The sequence below is a fragment of the Bradyrhizobium sp. USDA 241 genome (assembly GCF_049739505.1).
Classification (GTDB): Bacteria; Pseudomonadota; Alphaproteobacteria; order Rhizobiales; family Xanthobacteraceae; genus Bradyrhizobium; species Bradyrhizobium liaoningense.
Map to the genome: position 1 here is coordinate 100,799 of NZ_JBMGPZ010000005.1, position 14,569 is coordinate 115,367.

General features: G+C 58.8%; 14 protein-coding genes. 5 read left to right on the top strand and 9 right to left on the bottom strand.

Annotation, left to right across the window (positions count from 1 at the left end; all coding sequences use genetic code 11):
• Window positions 1-24: 24 nt before the first annotated feature.
• From sctV to ABIF91_RS22270, 6 genes are all read right to left on the bottom strand, one after another.
• The gene (gene sctV / locus ABIF91_RS22245; RefSeq protein WP_011084609.1) at window positions 25-2,124 is read right to left on the bottom strand and encodes a type III secretion system export apparatus subunit SctV; all 2,100 of its coding nucleotides are present in this window, start codon (window positions 2,122-2,124) and stop codon (window positions 25-27) included.
• A 9-nt stretch (window positions 2,125-2,133) separates the two neighbouring features.
• A complete protein-coding gene (locus tag ABIF91_RS22250; RefSeq protein ID WP_011084610.1) occupies window positions 2,134-2,562 on the bottom strand; it encodes a tetratricopeptide repeat protein in 429 nt (142 codons plus the stop codon).
• A 2-nt stretch (window positions 2,563-2,564) separates the two neighbouring features.
• Window positions 2,565-3,101, bottom strand: coding sequence for a hypothetical protein (locus ABIF91_RS22255; RefSeq protein ID WP_011084611.1), 537 nt, complete (start codon window positions 3,099-3,101; stop codon window positions 2,565-2,567).
• Between the two features lie 33 nt (window positions 3,102-3,134).
• Complete coding sequence (locus ABIF91_RS22260) at window positions 3,135-4,028, bottom strand: SctD/MshK family protein (protein WP_011084612.1); 894 nt, start codon at window positions 4,026-4,028, stop codon at window positions 3,135-3,137.
• A gap of 116 nt (window positions 4,029-4,144) precedes the next feature.
• Entirely contained in the window at window positions 4,145-4,336 is a 192-nt protein-coding gene (locus ABIF91_RS22265) for a hypothetical protein (RefSeq protein ID WP_014497948.1), read from the bottom strand.
• 42 nt (window positions 4,337-4,378) lie between these two features.
• A complete protein-coding gene (locus ABIF91_RS22270; protein ID WP_028181671.1) occupies window positions 4,379-4,687 on the bottom strand; it encodes a hypothetical protein in 309 nt (102 codons plus the stop codon).
• A gap of 908 nt (window positions 4,688-5,595) precedes the next feature.
• Between ABIF91_RS22270 and ABIF91_RS22275 the strand changes: the two genes are divergently transcribed.
• On the top strand, window positions 5,596-7,050 hold the full coding sequence (locus ABIF91_RS22275) for a DUF1521 domain-containing protein (protein WP_028181670.1): 1,455 nt from the start codon (window positions 5,596-5,598) through the stop codon (window positions 7,048-7,050).
• A 154-nt stretch (window positions 7,051-7,204) separates the two neighbouring features.
• Window positions 7,205-8,269 (top strand): IS630-like element ISRj1 family transposase, encoded by a 1,065-nt coding sequence (locus tag ABIF91_RS22280; RefSeq protein ID WP_424579395.1) that lies wholly within the window; start codon window positions 7,205-7,207, stop codon window positions 8,267-8,269.
• A 22-nt stretch (window positions 8,270-8,291) separates the two neighbouring features.
• On the opposite strand, the gene ABIF91_RS22285 is transcribed toward ABIF91_RS22280, so the two are convergent.
• Window positions 8,292-9,052 (bottom strand): IS5 family transposase gene (locus tag ABIF91_RS22285; RefSeq protein WP_110115998.1). Its coding sequence is split into 2 segments (ribosomal slippage): window positions 8,292-8,713 and window positions 8,713-9,052, totalling 762 coding nucleotides; the frame shifts between segments, so codons are not numbered across the junction.
• A 509-nt stretch (window positions 9,053-9,561) separates the two neighbouring features.
• Between ABIF91_RS22285 and ABIF91_RS22290 the strand changes: the two genes are divergently transcribed.
• Window positions 9,562-10,757 (top strand): IS3 family transposase gene (locus ABIF91_RS22290; RefSeq protein ID WP_424578816.1). Its coding sequence is split into 2 segments (ribosomal slippage): window positions 9,562-9,810 and window positions 9,813-10,757, totalling 1,194 coding nucleotides; the frame shifts between segments, so codons are not numbered across the junction.
• A 200-nt stretch (window positions 10,758-10,957) separates the two neighbouring features.
• On the opposite strand, the gene ABIF91_RS22295 is transcribed toward ABIF91_RS22290, so the two are convergent.
• Window positions 10,958-11,161, bottom strand: coding sequence for a hypothetical protein (locus tag ABIF91_RS22295; protein ID WP_011084616.1), 204 nt, complete (start codon window positions 11,159-11,161; stop codon window positions 10,958-10,960).
• 1,149 nt (window positions 11,162-12,310) lie between these two features.
• Complete coding sequence (locus ABIF91_RS22300; protein WP_020608155.1) at window positions 12,311-13,003, bottom strand: secretin N-terminal domain-containing protein; 693 nt, start codon at window positions 13,001-13,003, stop codon at window positions 12,311-12,313.
• A gap of 182 nt (window positions 13,004-13,185) precedes the next feature.
• Here ABIF91_RS22300 and ABIF91_RS22305 point away from each other — a divergent pair, with 182 nt between their 5' ends.
• Both ABIF91_RS22305 and sctJ read left to right on the top strand, forming a co-directional pair.
• Window positions 13,186-13,686: a nodulation protein NolB gene (locus ABIF91_RS22305; RefSeq protein ID WP_424579396.1), complete on the top strand. Its 501-nt coding sequence runs from the start codon at window positions 13,186-13,188 to the stop codon at window positions 13,684-13,686.
• An 8-nt stretch (window positions 13,687-13,694) separates the two neighbouring features.
• Complete coding sequence (sctJ, locus tag ABIF91_RS22310; RefSeq protein ID WP_011084621.1) at window positions 13,695-14,558, top strand: type III secretion system inner membrane ring lipoprotein SctJ; 864 nt, start codon at window positions 13,695-13,697, stop codon at window positions 14,556-14,558.
• The last annotated feature ends 11 nt before the right edge of the window (window positions 14,559-14,569 follow it).

A 14,569-nucleotide genomic window follows, 5' to 3' on the forward strand; every position in this document is an offset into this window, starting at 1 on the left:
CTCACAAGGTAGTGCTGCGCACTCTTAGCTTGCAGCTGTTAGGAGCCCTCCTGAGGAAGGCGCCTTTGGAAGCTTGACGGATCCGATCGGCCGGACCGTGAAGTCCGCGGCGAGATCTTGATAGGACAGAACAGGCAAGTCGATTCCGTTGCGCGTGAGAAAACCGCGCACGAAACGCCGGATATCCATCGAACCGAGGACGACAGGCTGGCTCTTACTTTGCGCGATGGTCGCATGAATCTGACGAAATTGTGCAAGCAGCTTTTCGCTCTGCCATTCATCCAAGACGAGATATGGGCCTACGGCCGTTTCCCGTACTGCGCCGCGGATGATTTCCTCGCTCTCACGCTCGATGATAAAGGCGACCACGACGCGATGGGCATTAGCATACCGGAAGCAGATTTGGCGTTTTAAGGTAGCACGAACATACTCGGTGAGCAGGACGGCGTTTTGCTCGCGCTCGCTCCATTCTGCCAATGCCTCCAGAAGCAAGCGGGTATTGCGGATTGGAATGCCTTCATCGAGCAAGCGGCGCAGGACCTCGGCGATCCGAGGGACGGTGGCCGTACGCAGTACCTCCTTCACCAGATCAGGGTATTCCTGCTCCATCCGAGCGAGCAATTGGCGGGTTTCCTGAATACCGACCAGGCGCTGTGCAAAGCGCGTCAATGTGGAATGGAGACGTAAGGCAAGAACTTCGCTTAGCCGATGATATCCGATTCCGGCGGCCTTGAGAGCCGCTGCATGCCGTTCTTCGATCCAGACCCGATTCGTTTCAGGGTCTTGTTGAAAGGGGATGCCGCTCAATTCGATGTTCGCGACATCGTCGTTGAGTGCCAAGTGCCCGGGATTGATCACATCACGCTCAACTGGCACACTATCGACATCGACCCTGAACTGCGACGAGGACAAGCTGTCGCCAATCTGCGCAGGGATCCGCGGAATGGTGATGCCAAGGTCCGCCGACACGAGCCTTGAAACACGCGAAATGCTCTCTTCCAGCTCGTCTTTGTCGATCGAATCCGTCAGGTTTGGTGCAAGGAACAACGCGATCGGAAGCGCTTCCGCATGTGCGGCCTGCTTTTGGACCGCTGCAGGAACCGGCGCCGATGCCGCGGCGCTAGCTCCTATTTTGGCGGCAGGCTTGTCGTCTTTGGGGCCGACCTTGACGTAGCTTGCGGCAGCGAACAGGACGGCCAGCACGGCAAACGGGGGCAAAGGAAAGCCAGGAACGAGCCCCATGAATACCAAGACGCAAGCGGCTAGCCTAAGTGCCTCCGTACTTGCGGTAAGTTGGTGAACGATATCGGCGCCGAGTCTGAGTTTGGAGGGTCCGTTGACGCGCGTGACAATGGTCGCGGCGGTAATTGACAGCAGCAGCGCCGGAATCTGCGAAATGAGCGCATCACCAATCGTCAAAAGAGTATATTGATGCAGCGCTTCATCGAGCGACATGCCCTTGGAGAGCAGGCCGATGCTTATTCCGCCAAGCATATTGATGCAGATCACGATCAGCCCGGCGATCGCGTCTCCCTTAACGAACTTCATGGCACCATCCATAGCGCCATGAAGCTGACTCTCTTGTTCCAAGGCGGCACGTCGGCGGCGTGCTTCGTGTTGATCGATGTGGCTGTTGCGTAGCTCCGCATCGATCGCCATCTGCTTGCCTGGTAGCGCGTCAAGCGTGAAGCGCGCAGACACCTCTGCGACGCGTTCGGCACCCTTGGCAAGAACCATGAATTGGACCATGGTCACGATCAAGAATATGACAATTCCGACCGCAATATTCCCTGAAATGACGAAGTCGCCGAAGGTGTGAATGATGCTGCCCGCGTCGCCTTCGGCGAGGATCAGCCGTGTTGTTGCAATCGTCAGCGCCAGCCGAAATACGGTGGAGATCAGGATGACGCCCGGCAAGGACGAGAAATCAAGCGGTGTGCTGAGATAGAGGGCAACCATCAGCAGCAATATGGCAAAGCCAAGATTGAAGCCGATCAGCATGTCGATCACGATGATTGGGATTGGCATGATCATCATGCCGATCGCTAGAAGCAGCATCAAGGCAACCATGAAATCCGGGTGGGCCGGAGCGCGCACGACAAAGCCGCGCAAGGTGTTGGCCATGATAGATCCCTATTGCTTTCGGATGAGGGCTGTACTCGCGCGCAATGACACATAGGTCTGGAAGACCTCGCGAGCCTCGGCCATGCGGCCAGCGTGCCGTAGCGCGTGACTGCGCAACAGCGTCATCGGTATGCGAGAAGAGGGTTGCGTATCAAGTGCGTCCAGCCGGTCCAGCACATGGAGTGCTTCCTCGCCGAGGCCCTCGGCGATGAGCGTGTAGGCTAGAATGCGGAGTAGACCGACGTCGTTGGAATGCTCGCGAGCTGCAATTCGCAACAGAGCCAGGCTGTGTGCGCTCTGCCCGCACGCGAGATGGACATATGAGAGTGCGCAAAGCAGGTCGCGCTCTGGCCCGGAGATCGACGGAATATCGCCGGATTTTGAGACTCCTGGAGCCAGGGGAACGGCGACGCGATGCAATCCATCAGGATCGGCCATGGCTAACCCTTGATTAAGCTGTTTTGGTTTTGTCGGAGCATTAGTAACCGCTGCAGCTCCTGCTGCAGGATTGCCAAGCACTCTCGCGCCGTCTTGTCTTCCGGCGTCGCCTCCAATGTTCGCGTCAAGCGTTCCAGAAGAACACCATGCTTGTCAGCGCGCAGTACGTCGGGATGACGAAGGCGCGGAACTACGAAGGAGAGTAGTCCGCGGGACAGATTGGGACCATAAAGCGAAGCCAATCTCGCGCGTGCATCTACCTCATTCGCTCCTGCTTCGCTTTCGAATAAAGTGACGCGTGAGATGGCGCCGACGGAATCGACCCCGAGCGCCGCTTCGCTCGCGCCATCAATTGGCAGATCATACGAAGCCGCATCCTGCCACGACGCCCGCTTCGTGCCGCTATCCGCATGGGCGCCTCCGACTTCGAGCTTATCACCTCGCGAAGGAGGCGAGCCGATGACTGGTGCGTGCTGGCCCGCATCTAACCCCTGCGATGAGTTGCCGGGCCCTACGGAGTTCTGAGGCAGCCTAGCCATAGCCTTCTCCTTCTCTTTTGCAGGGTAGAGACCTTAATAGGGCAAAGCGGCAGATCGGCCGTTGCGGCTGAGCAGAACTCGTCCATCCTCGATTCGATCAACGGTCCATCCATTACTTAAGAGCGCGCCGACGAAATACTTCTGCCCGGCAATAAGCAGATAAGGTTCGCTTCCGCGCCAGACGGCTTGGACAGCAATCGAAGACGGCATCTTTTCCTCTTTCACCGCGACAGCGTTCACAAGGGTCGGGGTACCATTGCTTTGACGATCGAACCATTGCTGGATTTCTTTCCATTTTGCGACGAGGTCCGGCGCAATCGTCCCTTCCGCGGTCACGACGCCGGGCCCGTGCCCGATCTTGACGTCAGGAAGGCCCTCTCGTTCGATCTGTTGGCGCAGTGATGCGGCCATTTCATCAGCAGCTCTCGCGTCAAAATGATCGACGGTTGGTTTAGCGGCAATTTCGACCGCGTGCGATGATCCGGTGCTTGGCGCCACCGCCCTATCGCCGGGGGCAAAGATGATTGAGACGGTGCCGATCGCGACAGAGCTGAGCAAGATCAGGCTGAGTGCCACGATCGAGCGGCGAGATCGCTTGCTCGAAGCAATTGGTTGGAAATCCTCTGCCGACCAGCGGATGGACATCGCGCCGGCATGAATGATCGCGGGAAGCGGCACTCTGACGCGCTCACCTGTTGCAATGCTAGCGTGACGGTCAATGCTGATTCTGGCAGCGAGCGCTTCGAGCTCGATCGAATCGCGCTGCGGGATGACGCGAAGATGATGCGGTTCGAGCCCTTGTTCAACGAAGATCATGTCCGCATCGAGGCCGCTGCCCACAATGCTCTCGCCGCCCGCCGTCTTTCCTTTGAGCCCGGTATAGACCCCCGAAAGCACCTCGAACTCAAGCGAAACAGAGTCGTTCACGATAATCCCCCGAATAACGAGAGAAGCCGTACGGCGGTGCCGTACGGCTCATCCAGACTTCGTCATTCACAGCGCGGCGACGGTAGCAACTGCGGTGAGCCACCCGTCTTGCAGAATTACTGGACGCGCTCGTCGGCGACCTTCTTCTCGGACGAGAGTTCGGTCGTAATTCTGCGCATTGCCACGGCCTGGGCCTGAACCTTCTGGCTCACACGCTCGAATTCAGCCATCTGGTTCTGGAAGCCGCTATCGCCGGTCTGCTGGGCACCAGCAGCGCCGCCATTTCCGCCAACATTGTCAACCGCCATGTCTATTTGCCTTTCTTTTGGGATAACGCTGGTTCTGATTTGTTACGAGGTGCGGGCCGGCGAGACGATCGCAGGAATGGAAAGGAACATGGGCGTACCGCCGAGCGTGCTGAGCCCGAGGTTCAGCTCCGGGCTCTTGCAGGCAGTGTCGTGCTTGGATTGCACCTCGGTCTTTTCGCCGGCGTCTTTGTGGTCTTCGGCCTTATCATGGTGACCCTCGTCGGGCACCAAGGTGTGGACCACCTTGTCAAAGACCTTGTCCACGGTCCCGCCCAGTGCCGAACCAATTGCCGCTCCGGCCGGGCCGCCTAGGTAACCGCCGGCGGCGCTTCCAATCATTTCTCCGATCATTGCGTTCTCCTATGTTCGTCTTGTTGCGCAGAAGACTGTTCGCCTAGCTTCAGCGGCCTCATGCTAGGGGCGCTAGCTTTCGAAAAGCTGACGAGCCTCACGTTGAGGCGAGTGATATTTTGCGGCAGGCTTGCATCTGCTCGCAATCATCGGATCGCCCTGTCGCTCCCGGCGGCGCCCTATAGCCGGCTTGGATGAAGGCGAGTTGAGCCGTGCTTAGCTGCGCGTTCAGGAATGATTTGACTTGGCGGAACCTTCGCAGGCGCGTGGCTTGCAGGGTGGAGCACGGAAGCGGGATAAGGTCATCGAGCCGTGCGGATCTCAGCCCTCGCTTGTCCCGTTTGGCTAAGATGGCGGCTTGCGAAAGCTCACCTTTCGCGAAGTCTTGATGCCTGGGAAAATGCAGCGAGAGTTCAAGCTGTTGATCGCTCCTCGCAGATGATGTGCAGTTCCGGCGGGAGCGCTGATTGCGGTGAGGATGAGATGATTGGCTGATAACCGGCAACGTCGTGTCATTTGCCTGAAGACATGGGAGCGCCGCTGGTACCAGACGAATCTTGCCAGGAGGGAATATTAAATCTTGCGATACGTTCAGCGAAGGATGCGTTTCGGACATCCGATCGATGCCAAAGTGCGTGCGGCTTGGCTCGCTGATCATCGTCAGCTTTTCGACAGGTGTTCGGGCTACCGTATCTGTGAGTTGAATGCGCGTGATGTGCTCGTGCGGTTACGGTGATGGGGCGAGAGAGGATCTCCATAGGCTGCCGGTTCTGGCAAGGGAATTAGTCGTTCGTTCGGATGAGCTGATCAGGCGCTCTCATGCAGATCTGAAGCGGCGGATCTTGGGTGACTATGCGCGTAACGCTCACAGTTTTACAGATGTCGTCTATGCAACAGGAGTGAACTAAATGCAGTATCTTCCCGTGGTTGGCCTGCCAGTGGTGGGTGCGCCCGACTCGATGAACGGAGTGGCGCCGGAGGGCGCTGTTGTCACTCCCACCTTCAACGCCATGTTGGGGCAATATGCCCCGGCGAGCTACCAGTACTTGCCGGTAGCCTCACCAGCCCTCGTCGGTACGGCCGTTGGGAGTGTCGTTCCGGTCGTCGTGGCGCCAGCCGTCGTTACGACGCAGGCGTACATGATGGCGCCTCCTCCTTCCACCATGCTGATGAGCCAGCTGAATCAGAATGCCGAGCCTGCTGTGGATCCGGTGTGGACGCATGAGGTCAAGGATGGCAAGGCCACGATCAACCTTGGGGACAAGTATACGATTACGGCCAATGAGAAGGATGGCACGTGGACAGTCCGCAACAACCAGACCGGCCATGTCACGGTCATTCATGGCGACCCGCACGTTGATGCCGACGGAGACGGCAAGGATGACTTCGATTTCAAGAAGGATATGACGTTTCAGCTCGACGACGGCACGAAGATTACTGTGAATAATGTCGACTACGGCAATGGCCAGGCCATCTCTTCAAAGCTTACGATTACGAACGGCCACAACGCGATCGTTGTCGAGGGGCTCGGCGACGACAAGGATGGCAAAAACAATCTGAGGGTGACGCAGTCCAACGCTGGGATGACCCTTGACGAGTTGACGTCTGATGGTGCCCAAACGATCCATGAGAGTGGACAGGGATGGGTCGATGGCGCCGGACGCGCCGTGAATCAGGCGAGTATCGACGACGGCGAGCAAGGGCGTGGGCCGGGCAACTACCAGTATGCAAGCGGAGCGCCCACCTCTACGGCGCCCGTCTTCTTCGTTCCTCCTCCGCCGCCGCCTCTTGCGATGGTGCCTGTTGCGGCTGCCCAGGTGCCCACGCAGTCTTCTCAGCCGGCGCCAGTGTGGTCACATGAGGTCAGGGACGGCAAGGCTGAGATCAAGCTTGGTGATAAGTATTCGATCTTGGTCGACGAAAATGACGGAACAGTGCTCATTCGTAACAGTCAAACAGGCAAGATCACCTCGATTAAAGGCGATCCCCACGTCGATGCCGACGGTGACGGCAAGGTCGACTTTGACTTCAAGAAGAACATGACTTTCCAGCTCGACGACGGCACGAAGATTACTGTCGACACCGTTGATATCGGCAAGGGCAAAACGATGGCCTCGAAGCTGACCATTACTAACGGCGACAATGCCATGGTCGTCGAAGGGCTTGGAGACCGCTTTGACGGTAAGAACAATCTCAAGGTGACGCAGTCGAATGCGGGCCGTACGCTTGATCAATTGACTTCGGACGGAGCCCAGACGATTTATGAGCAACCAGGCTCGGGCTGGGTTGACCGGTCTGGACGCCAGGTGAACCAGGAAATCATCGACAGCAATGAGAATCCAGGCACAACGTCCGATGCTTGAGTTGGCCTGAGGTCTGGCTGGTACTGCGAAGCGGTTCCAGCTTATGGGATAAGTCACTGAAGTGGGCGCTAGCGCCCGCTTTTCGTGTTCAGTGAGGAGATGAAGATACTAGTACCCACTTTTCTTGGAACGTGAGTCGTGATTCAAGGTCGGGATGATACCCGAAGCAAGAGAAGTCCACCTTTCGAGGAAAGATCGCAAGGTGCTTGAGGCGTGCTGTCGCTCACCGGTGACGTTGCAGCGCGATTTGAAGCGGGCGCGGATAGTTCTGTTGGCGGCGGATGGGCGCAGCACCCGGTCGATCGCCAAGGAAGTTGGGGTCCAGCCGCGGATTGTCAGCCTTTGGCGGCATCGCTATGCCGACCATGGCCTTGAAGGGCTGCAAGACAAGCCGCGGCCTGGCAAGCAGCCGATCTATACGAAGACGACCGACAAGCGGATTCTGAAGCTGCTGGATAAGCCGCCACCGCAAGGGTTTGCGCGCTGGACCGGCCCCCTGCTGGCCGAGGCGCTGGGCGATGTCGATGTCCAATATGTCTGGCGGTTCCTGCGCAGCCACAAGATTGACCTGGTGGCTCGCAAGTCCTGGTGCGAGAGCAACGACCCGAACTTTACGGCCAAAGCCGCCGATGTTGTCGGCCTCTATGTCGCGCCGCCGACGAAGGCCATTGTGCTGTGCGTGGACGAGAAGCCCTCGATCCAGGCTTTGGAGCGAGCGCAGGGTTATCTGAAGTTGCCCAATGGCCGCGCCTTGACCGGCCAAAGCCACGATTACAAGCGGCATGGCACCACAACATTGTTTGCGGCGCTCGAAGTCGCCACCGGAAAGATCATCGCGACCCATTCAAAACGCCGGCGCCGCGTCGAGTTTCTCGATTTCATGAACAGCGTCACCGCGGCTTTTCCGAACCGCAAGCTTCACGTCATCCTCGACAACCTCAACACCCATAAAAAGAACGAGGACTGGCTCAAGGCCCACCCCAACGTGCAATTTCATTTCACGCCGACAAGTGCGCCATGGCTCAATCAGGTCGAAGTATGGTTTTCCATCTTGCAGGGGCAGTCGCTCAGCGGCACCTCCTTCACGAGCCTCAAGCAGCTTCAGGAACACATCGATGCCTACGTCAACGCATACAACGACAGAGCCGAGCCCTTCGTCTGGACCAAGAAAAAGGTCCGTCAACGCCGTTTCAAAGGCCGCCGTATCACTCAGCTCTGATTCCGGGTACTAGGGTCCAGACTCAATTGAGCCAATATGCGACGAGAGCGGCGAGATGAACAGCGGCCAAAAAATTACGGGCGAGCTTGTCATATCGCGTGGCGATGCGCCGGAAGTCCTTGAGCCTGCAAAAGCAGCGTTCGATGACATTTCGTCCTTTGTAGGCGCGTTTGTTGAAGCGATGGATGACGACACGGTTAGATTTATTGGGGATTACGGGCTTGGCGCCACGACGAATGATTTCGCCGCGAAGCTTGTCGCCATCATACCCTTTGTCGGCGAGGAGCACGCTCATGGGTGGCGCGAGCGCCAGGACATCGGGAGCCGCAGCGATATCGGCATCCTGGCCTGGAGTCAGATGCAGGACGACCGGCCGGCAGAGCGGATCGCTCAGCGCATGGATTTTTGTCGTGCGGCCTCCGCGCGAGCGGCCGATTGCTTGATTGTGCTCCCCCCTTTTCCGCCGGAGGCACACCGGTGAGCTTTAATCGAGGTCGAGTCGAGCGACAGTACGACGCCGTCTTCGCCAGGCTTGGCCAGCGCTTCGAAGATTGCGCACCATCGTCCTCGCTTGGCCCAGCGATTGAAGCGATTGTAGATCGTCGTGTAAGGGCCGTATTCACGTGGACAATCACGCCATCGTGCACCCGATTGCAGCATGTGAATGATGCCGCTGACGATGCGTCGGTCGTCGTCCCGATCCGGCCCCGTCAGTCCCCTCGGCAGATGCGGTTCGATACGCGCCCATTGCCTGTCGTTCAGCCAAAACAAACCAGCGCGCATTCTCTCGCCCCCGAATCAACACGTAGGCAAGAGAATCACGTGGCGCTATTTAGGTACAGACCCTAGGTGCGGCGGCCTCGATGAGGATCTTAGCTCTTAGCGTGATAGGGGCAGTCTGAGCTTTGGCGCCAATTCGTAGCGACAAATACGCCATAACTCAGGATCAGGCAGCAGCAACATGCCTCGATGCTGAGGGGTAGCGGTCCCCGGAGTTCTGCAGATATGGGCGCAGCGAGCGCCAAGTCTGCCTATGTTCCGGAAAATCTCGGAGGATCTCTCTAGCGCACGATCTCGCGGGCGGCTGCAGAACCAATCGAGGATAATAGCTGACGAAGTTCATCGGCGGGGAGCGCTCGGGCTCGCTTAGAACGTCTGGTGCCCTGGCTAAAGAGCGCTCCTGATGAACCCTCATCGAAGAATATGTGACACGGCGGCATGAGCAAGTTGGTCTGAGCCCCGCAAACTCCTCCAAGAATGGGTAGAGTCCGTCACCTCTGAGGAGATGGACCATGAAGCCAAGTCGGTTCACGGAAGAGCAGATCATCGGGATTTTGCGGGAGCAGGAGGCGGGTGTGGCGACGGCTGATGTCTGCCGCAAACACGGGATCTCGAGCGCAACATTCTACAAATGGAAGGCCAAGTACGGTGGCCTGGAGGTATCCGATGCCAAGCGGCTGAAGGCATTGGAGGACGAGAACGCCAAGCTGAAGAAGCTCCTGGCCGAGGCAATGCTCGACAACGCCATGCTCAAGGACGTTGCGTCAAAAAAATGGTGACGCCCGCCGCGAGGCGAGAGGCCGTCGCTCATCTGCGGACCAACTTCGAAGTGAGCGAACGGCGGGCGTGCAAAGCCTTGGGGGCAGATCGCGCATCGGTGCGCTATCGCAACGGGCGAGCCGATGATGCGGCCGTACGCGCCCGCCTGCGCGAGCTGGCGGCCATCCGCCGCCGGTTCGGCTACCGTCGTCTGCTGGTGCTGATGCGCCGCGAGGGGCTGGTCATGAACCACAAGAAGTTTCGACGTCTGTATCGCGAGGAACGGCTGCAAGTCCGCCGGCGTGGCGGCCGTAAACGGGCGCTCGGCAGCAGGGCGCCAATGGCGATCCCGCAAGGCGCCAACCAGCGCTGGAGTCTCGACTTTCTGTCGGATGCGTTCGCCGATGGCCGACGGTTCCGGATTCTGGCTGTGGTCGACGACTTCACTCGCGAATGCCTGGCGCTCGTCGCCGATACTTCGCTGTCGGGCCTGCGGGTCACACGCGAGCTCGATGTCATCATTGCCTGGCGCGGCCGGCCGGCGATGTGCCTGTCCGACAACGGCACTGAGCTGACCGGAATGGCCGTGCTGCGCTTCAGCCAAGAGAGGCAGATCGAGTGGCACTACATCGCGCCCGGCAAACCGACCCAGAATGCCTTCATCGAGAGCTTTAACGCCCGCCTGCGCGATGAACTTCTCAATGAGACGCTGTTCACTTCGCTCGCACAGGCGCGAGCCGTGCTGGCGGCCTGGAAAGACGACTACAACAACGCCCGGCCGCACAGCGCCCTGGGCAACCTCACGCCGACCGAATACGCCAAACGCAACGCTCTTGGGCCGCAACGGGACGGGACGCTGCGCTATGCCGAGGGCTCCGCGCCCCGCCCCGTTGCTTCACCGAGCCCCTTGGGCTCATATTCAACCGGGACTCTTTCCATTGCTGGATGAAGCGAGGGGCTCAGACCAAAGTCGCTGCGGCGTCTTCCGAAAGTTGCGAGGTCCTGCAGAACGGCCGCACCGCCTGCCTGGAGGATCACCTAAGACGGTCTAGCGGCTGCTGTTGCCAAGTCCGCCTGCTTCACCCGATCGTTTTCGGTTCGGCTTGCCGTCCGTCAGGTCCTCCCTGTGCGCGTCTGATAATCCGGCCTTCAGCCATCATCTAGCTCGCTCATAGCGTCATCCATGTCTGACTGGGTATCGCTTATGACCTGGGTAGCGACGGCAACCAGAGCTTTTTCGAAGGCCCGCTGCAACAATGCTGCGTGCGAGTTGTCGCCGCCGTTCGCGGCGTTATCGGTGTTTGTGCCAGCGTCTGGCGCCGTTGCTGCGATATCGGCTGCGCCTGTGTCCATGTCATAAAACTCAGATAGCGGCGGTGCCGCGAGATGACCTATTCCTTTCGTGCTAGCAGGGGCAGCTTGCAAGAAGCTGACGAAGAGTGAGGCCGGATTGATGCCGCGATTCGTGCCCCGAGTGATCTCAGGTGGTCCGGTGTTTGGAGGTTTGTGCGAAGAACTGTGCTGGTTCTAACAACCGGTATGTTGAAGGTATTTAGGGGGGCCGGTCATACCCAGACTATCCTGATCCGCAACGCGCTTACCTTCATCTCGACGACATGGATCGCCTCGCGGTCCTTTCTGGCGGAGCTTCAGAAGACCCAGGTTGGGGCGGTCCCGCCTGCAATGGCCGGGCATGCGAGGGGCCGGCGTGCGGCGGCTCATCCTGAAAAAGGGGCGGTGCGCGATGGTCCTGCATGCGATGTCCCCGCTTGAGGCTCACCGTGCCGTGGCTCGGCTTCCGAGGGGCCGACATCCAGAGTCTGCCATATCACATCTTGATCGAAGCCGGGATGTTCCTCGATCGCCTGAGCTATGGCCTGCGGCGAGAGATGCTGCTGGCCGTTGTCCGGCTCTGGCGCAGCGACGGCCGCAGGCGCGGCATATAGATTATCCTGCCAACCCGAGTCTGGCCCAAGGGGATGCGCTAAATCTGGGTAAGGCGGATAGAGGTGTCCTGTCTCCAAGTATGGAGAGTAGGGATGGCCCGCGTCGAGATAGGGTGAATAAGCCTCGCCCTGCAGCACTGGATGGGCGACTCCCTGCGCCGAAGCGGGAGCCTCTGAACCGCTGAGCTGCCGCTCGAACTCGGTTGCATCTGTAGCCGTCCGTGCTGTGTCGGGCTCCGGGCTCGTATTCGCCCGGGCGACTGCATTGAAATCCACCCTGTTTCTCCTTCCAACTGATGACGCGCATTGAGCTATGCGAAGCCTCAGCTAGCTCGGAAGCGCGCGTGCGGAGGCCCACATTGATCTTTAATGCCTCGCACTGCGTGAAGGCAGCGCTACCCAATTTCCCTCGAGCATCCGGTCTCTTATCCATCTATCGGGCTGCCTCAAGCAGGGCAGCCGTCAAGACCTCGCAGGCTCATGCTGGGGGCTTTAGCTTTCGAAAAGCTGACGATCGGATGCGACTTCAGTCGGAGCGGTCTTGCATCTTCGACCATCACTTCTGGCCTGGACCGGCTTCGCGCACAGCGCCCCCATGAAGCGGCGTTTCGGGAGAAGCTTCCGGCCGCCCGTCCCGGAAGACCGTGCTCGAGGAGCCGCGAAACAACATCAAAACCGACTCGTGTTGTGACCTCTCGGCGGCGGGACTGCGCCGGGCCTGCGCTTCCGCCACAAGGCCCTTGAGGGTCTGGTCCACCAGCGCAACAAATCTGGGTGGGCCAGAAGCAAGGATGAGGCCCTCTCCCGGGGCAGGTTTCACGATATAGCGCTCATCCGAGATGTTGAGCGCGTCGAGCGCGGCCTTGAGCGCATCGAAGCTGATTGGGTTCAATACAATGAGCCGGCTTTGCGCCTCTTGGGCGGCGGAGATGTAAAGGACAAGTCCGTCATAGTACCACTGGAGATTGTACAAAGCAGTCAAACGGTCAAGGAATTCTCGTGGCGGCAGGTCCGGCATTCGTCCACGAATCCGGCCCCTGACGTCGGCGCTGACATTGACCCTGATATTGAGATTGTTTCCGAACTCCTGCAGCGCCGCAGCAAGATCCTGATCGAGAACGGTGTAGCTATAAGGGGCGGGCGGCAGCGAAAGGGATGCAGCAGACGTGCGCAAAATTCCGACACAGATGAGAACACCGGCACAAAAAATTCTTTTTAAGATATGTACCACCGTGGACCGCGCGAGCATTCCTTGACGCCTTCCGCTCATTATGAAGTTAGAGTTTCGCCGCAGCTTGGAAGCCAAACGTGATCATTAGATGACCAAGTCAACCTGATCTCCGTCAGGTTTTCGTCAGCTCGGCAGCCTATGAACTTGATCGGTTCATCGGCTAAAGCTTAGGTCATCAAACCAGCACAATGACACACTCCATGTTGTTAGGCGCAACGCCGATCCCTCCCAGTTCAGCCGGTTGTCTTTCCGGTGCCTGCTCTCCGGCAGCTGCTGGCGAGCAGGCGCGTTTCGAGCAGTCCCTGGCGCAAGTAGCTCCCAATCAGGGGGCTGCTTTCCCGTCCGCGAATCCACCCGCAGCGACTCCTCCGATATTGGAGGTCCAGCGCACGAATGTGCTGGCAAGTCCGCCGGGCGACCGAATCCTCCAAACCCTTTCCGGCATCTACCAGGGTCGAGCCGTTTCTCCGGCGATTGCGCCGGCTGTCGTAAATGGGGTGCAGCCTGGGCCGGCTGCGCAGCCACTTTTGCCGGTGGATAACGCCGGAGCCAATGCGGCTGTTAAGCCGGTTGGAGCTGATTTCGAATCGATGATGACGAATCTGCGAGACGTCTACAAAGACGTTGTTCAGGTTTCCCTCGTCTCCAAGGGCACCAGCGCCGTCAGCTCGTCGCTAAACAAGCTGCTATCGGCCGGCTGAGTAAGCTGATGACTGGCGATATGAAGAGGGGGAGCTCCGGCGGCCGTCAATCGTGGCGACGGCTTCGCGTGTTTCTTGCTATGCCCCTTCTCCTCTCGCTGATCGGCTGTAAGACCGATCTCTACACCAAAATTCAGGAGCGCGAGGCTAATGAGATGCTCGCGCTTCTCCTTGGCAAGGGCGTTGATGCTGTCCGTGTTGTCGCCAAGGACGGAACCAGCACAATCCAGGTCGAGGAAAAGCAGCTCGCTTATTCGATTGACCTGCTCAATGTTGAGGGGCTGCCGCGCCAATCCTTCAAGAATCTCGGCGAGGTGTTCAAGGGATCGGGCCTCGTTGCCTCGCCGATCGAGGAGCGGGCACGATACGTTTATGCTCTAAGCGAAGAATTGTCGCGCACGATCAGCGATATAGATGGCGTCCTTTCAGCACGCGTTCACGTCGTTCTGCCGAAGAACGACTTGTTGCGGCAAGGTGCGACCCCGTCCTCGGCATCGGTCTTCATTCGACATGGCTCCAGCGCGAGGCTTTCGGCACTATTGCCGCAGATCAAGATGCTCGTCGCAAACAGCATTGAAGGGCTGTCCTATGACAAGGTCGCCGTTGTCTTCGTGCCGGTCGAGCGCGCTCCAGTCGAGCAGTCTGCCGGTCCGGGAGTCCCTGTGGCTCAGTCAGCAAGAGCCGGCTCATCGCCGTTACTTGCGCTTGCTGTAGGAAGCGCCGGAGCGGTATTCGGCATCGTCGCTTGCGTATTGCTGGGCCCGCGCATGCGTCAGTTTGGAAAATCATCGCGTAAGCTGAGCGTGTTCGGTAGGGGCTCGCGCCTGTCTGCTGACCAAGCGGCGGGCAAGATGATTGCTGATGCGTCATAGTCTGGACGCTC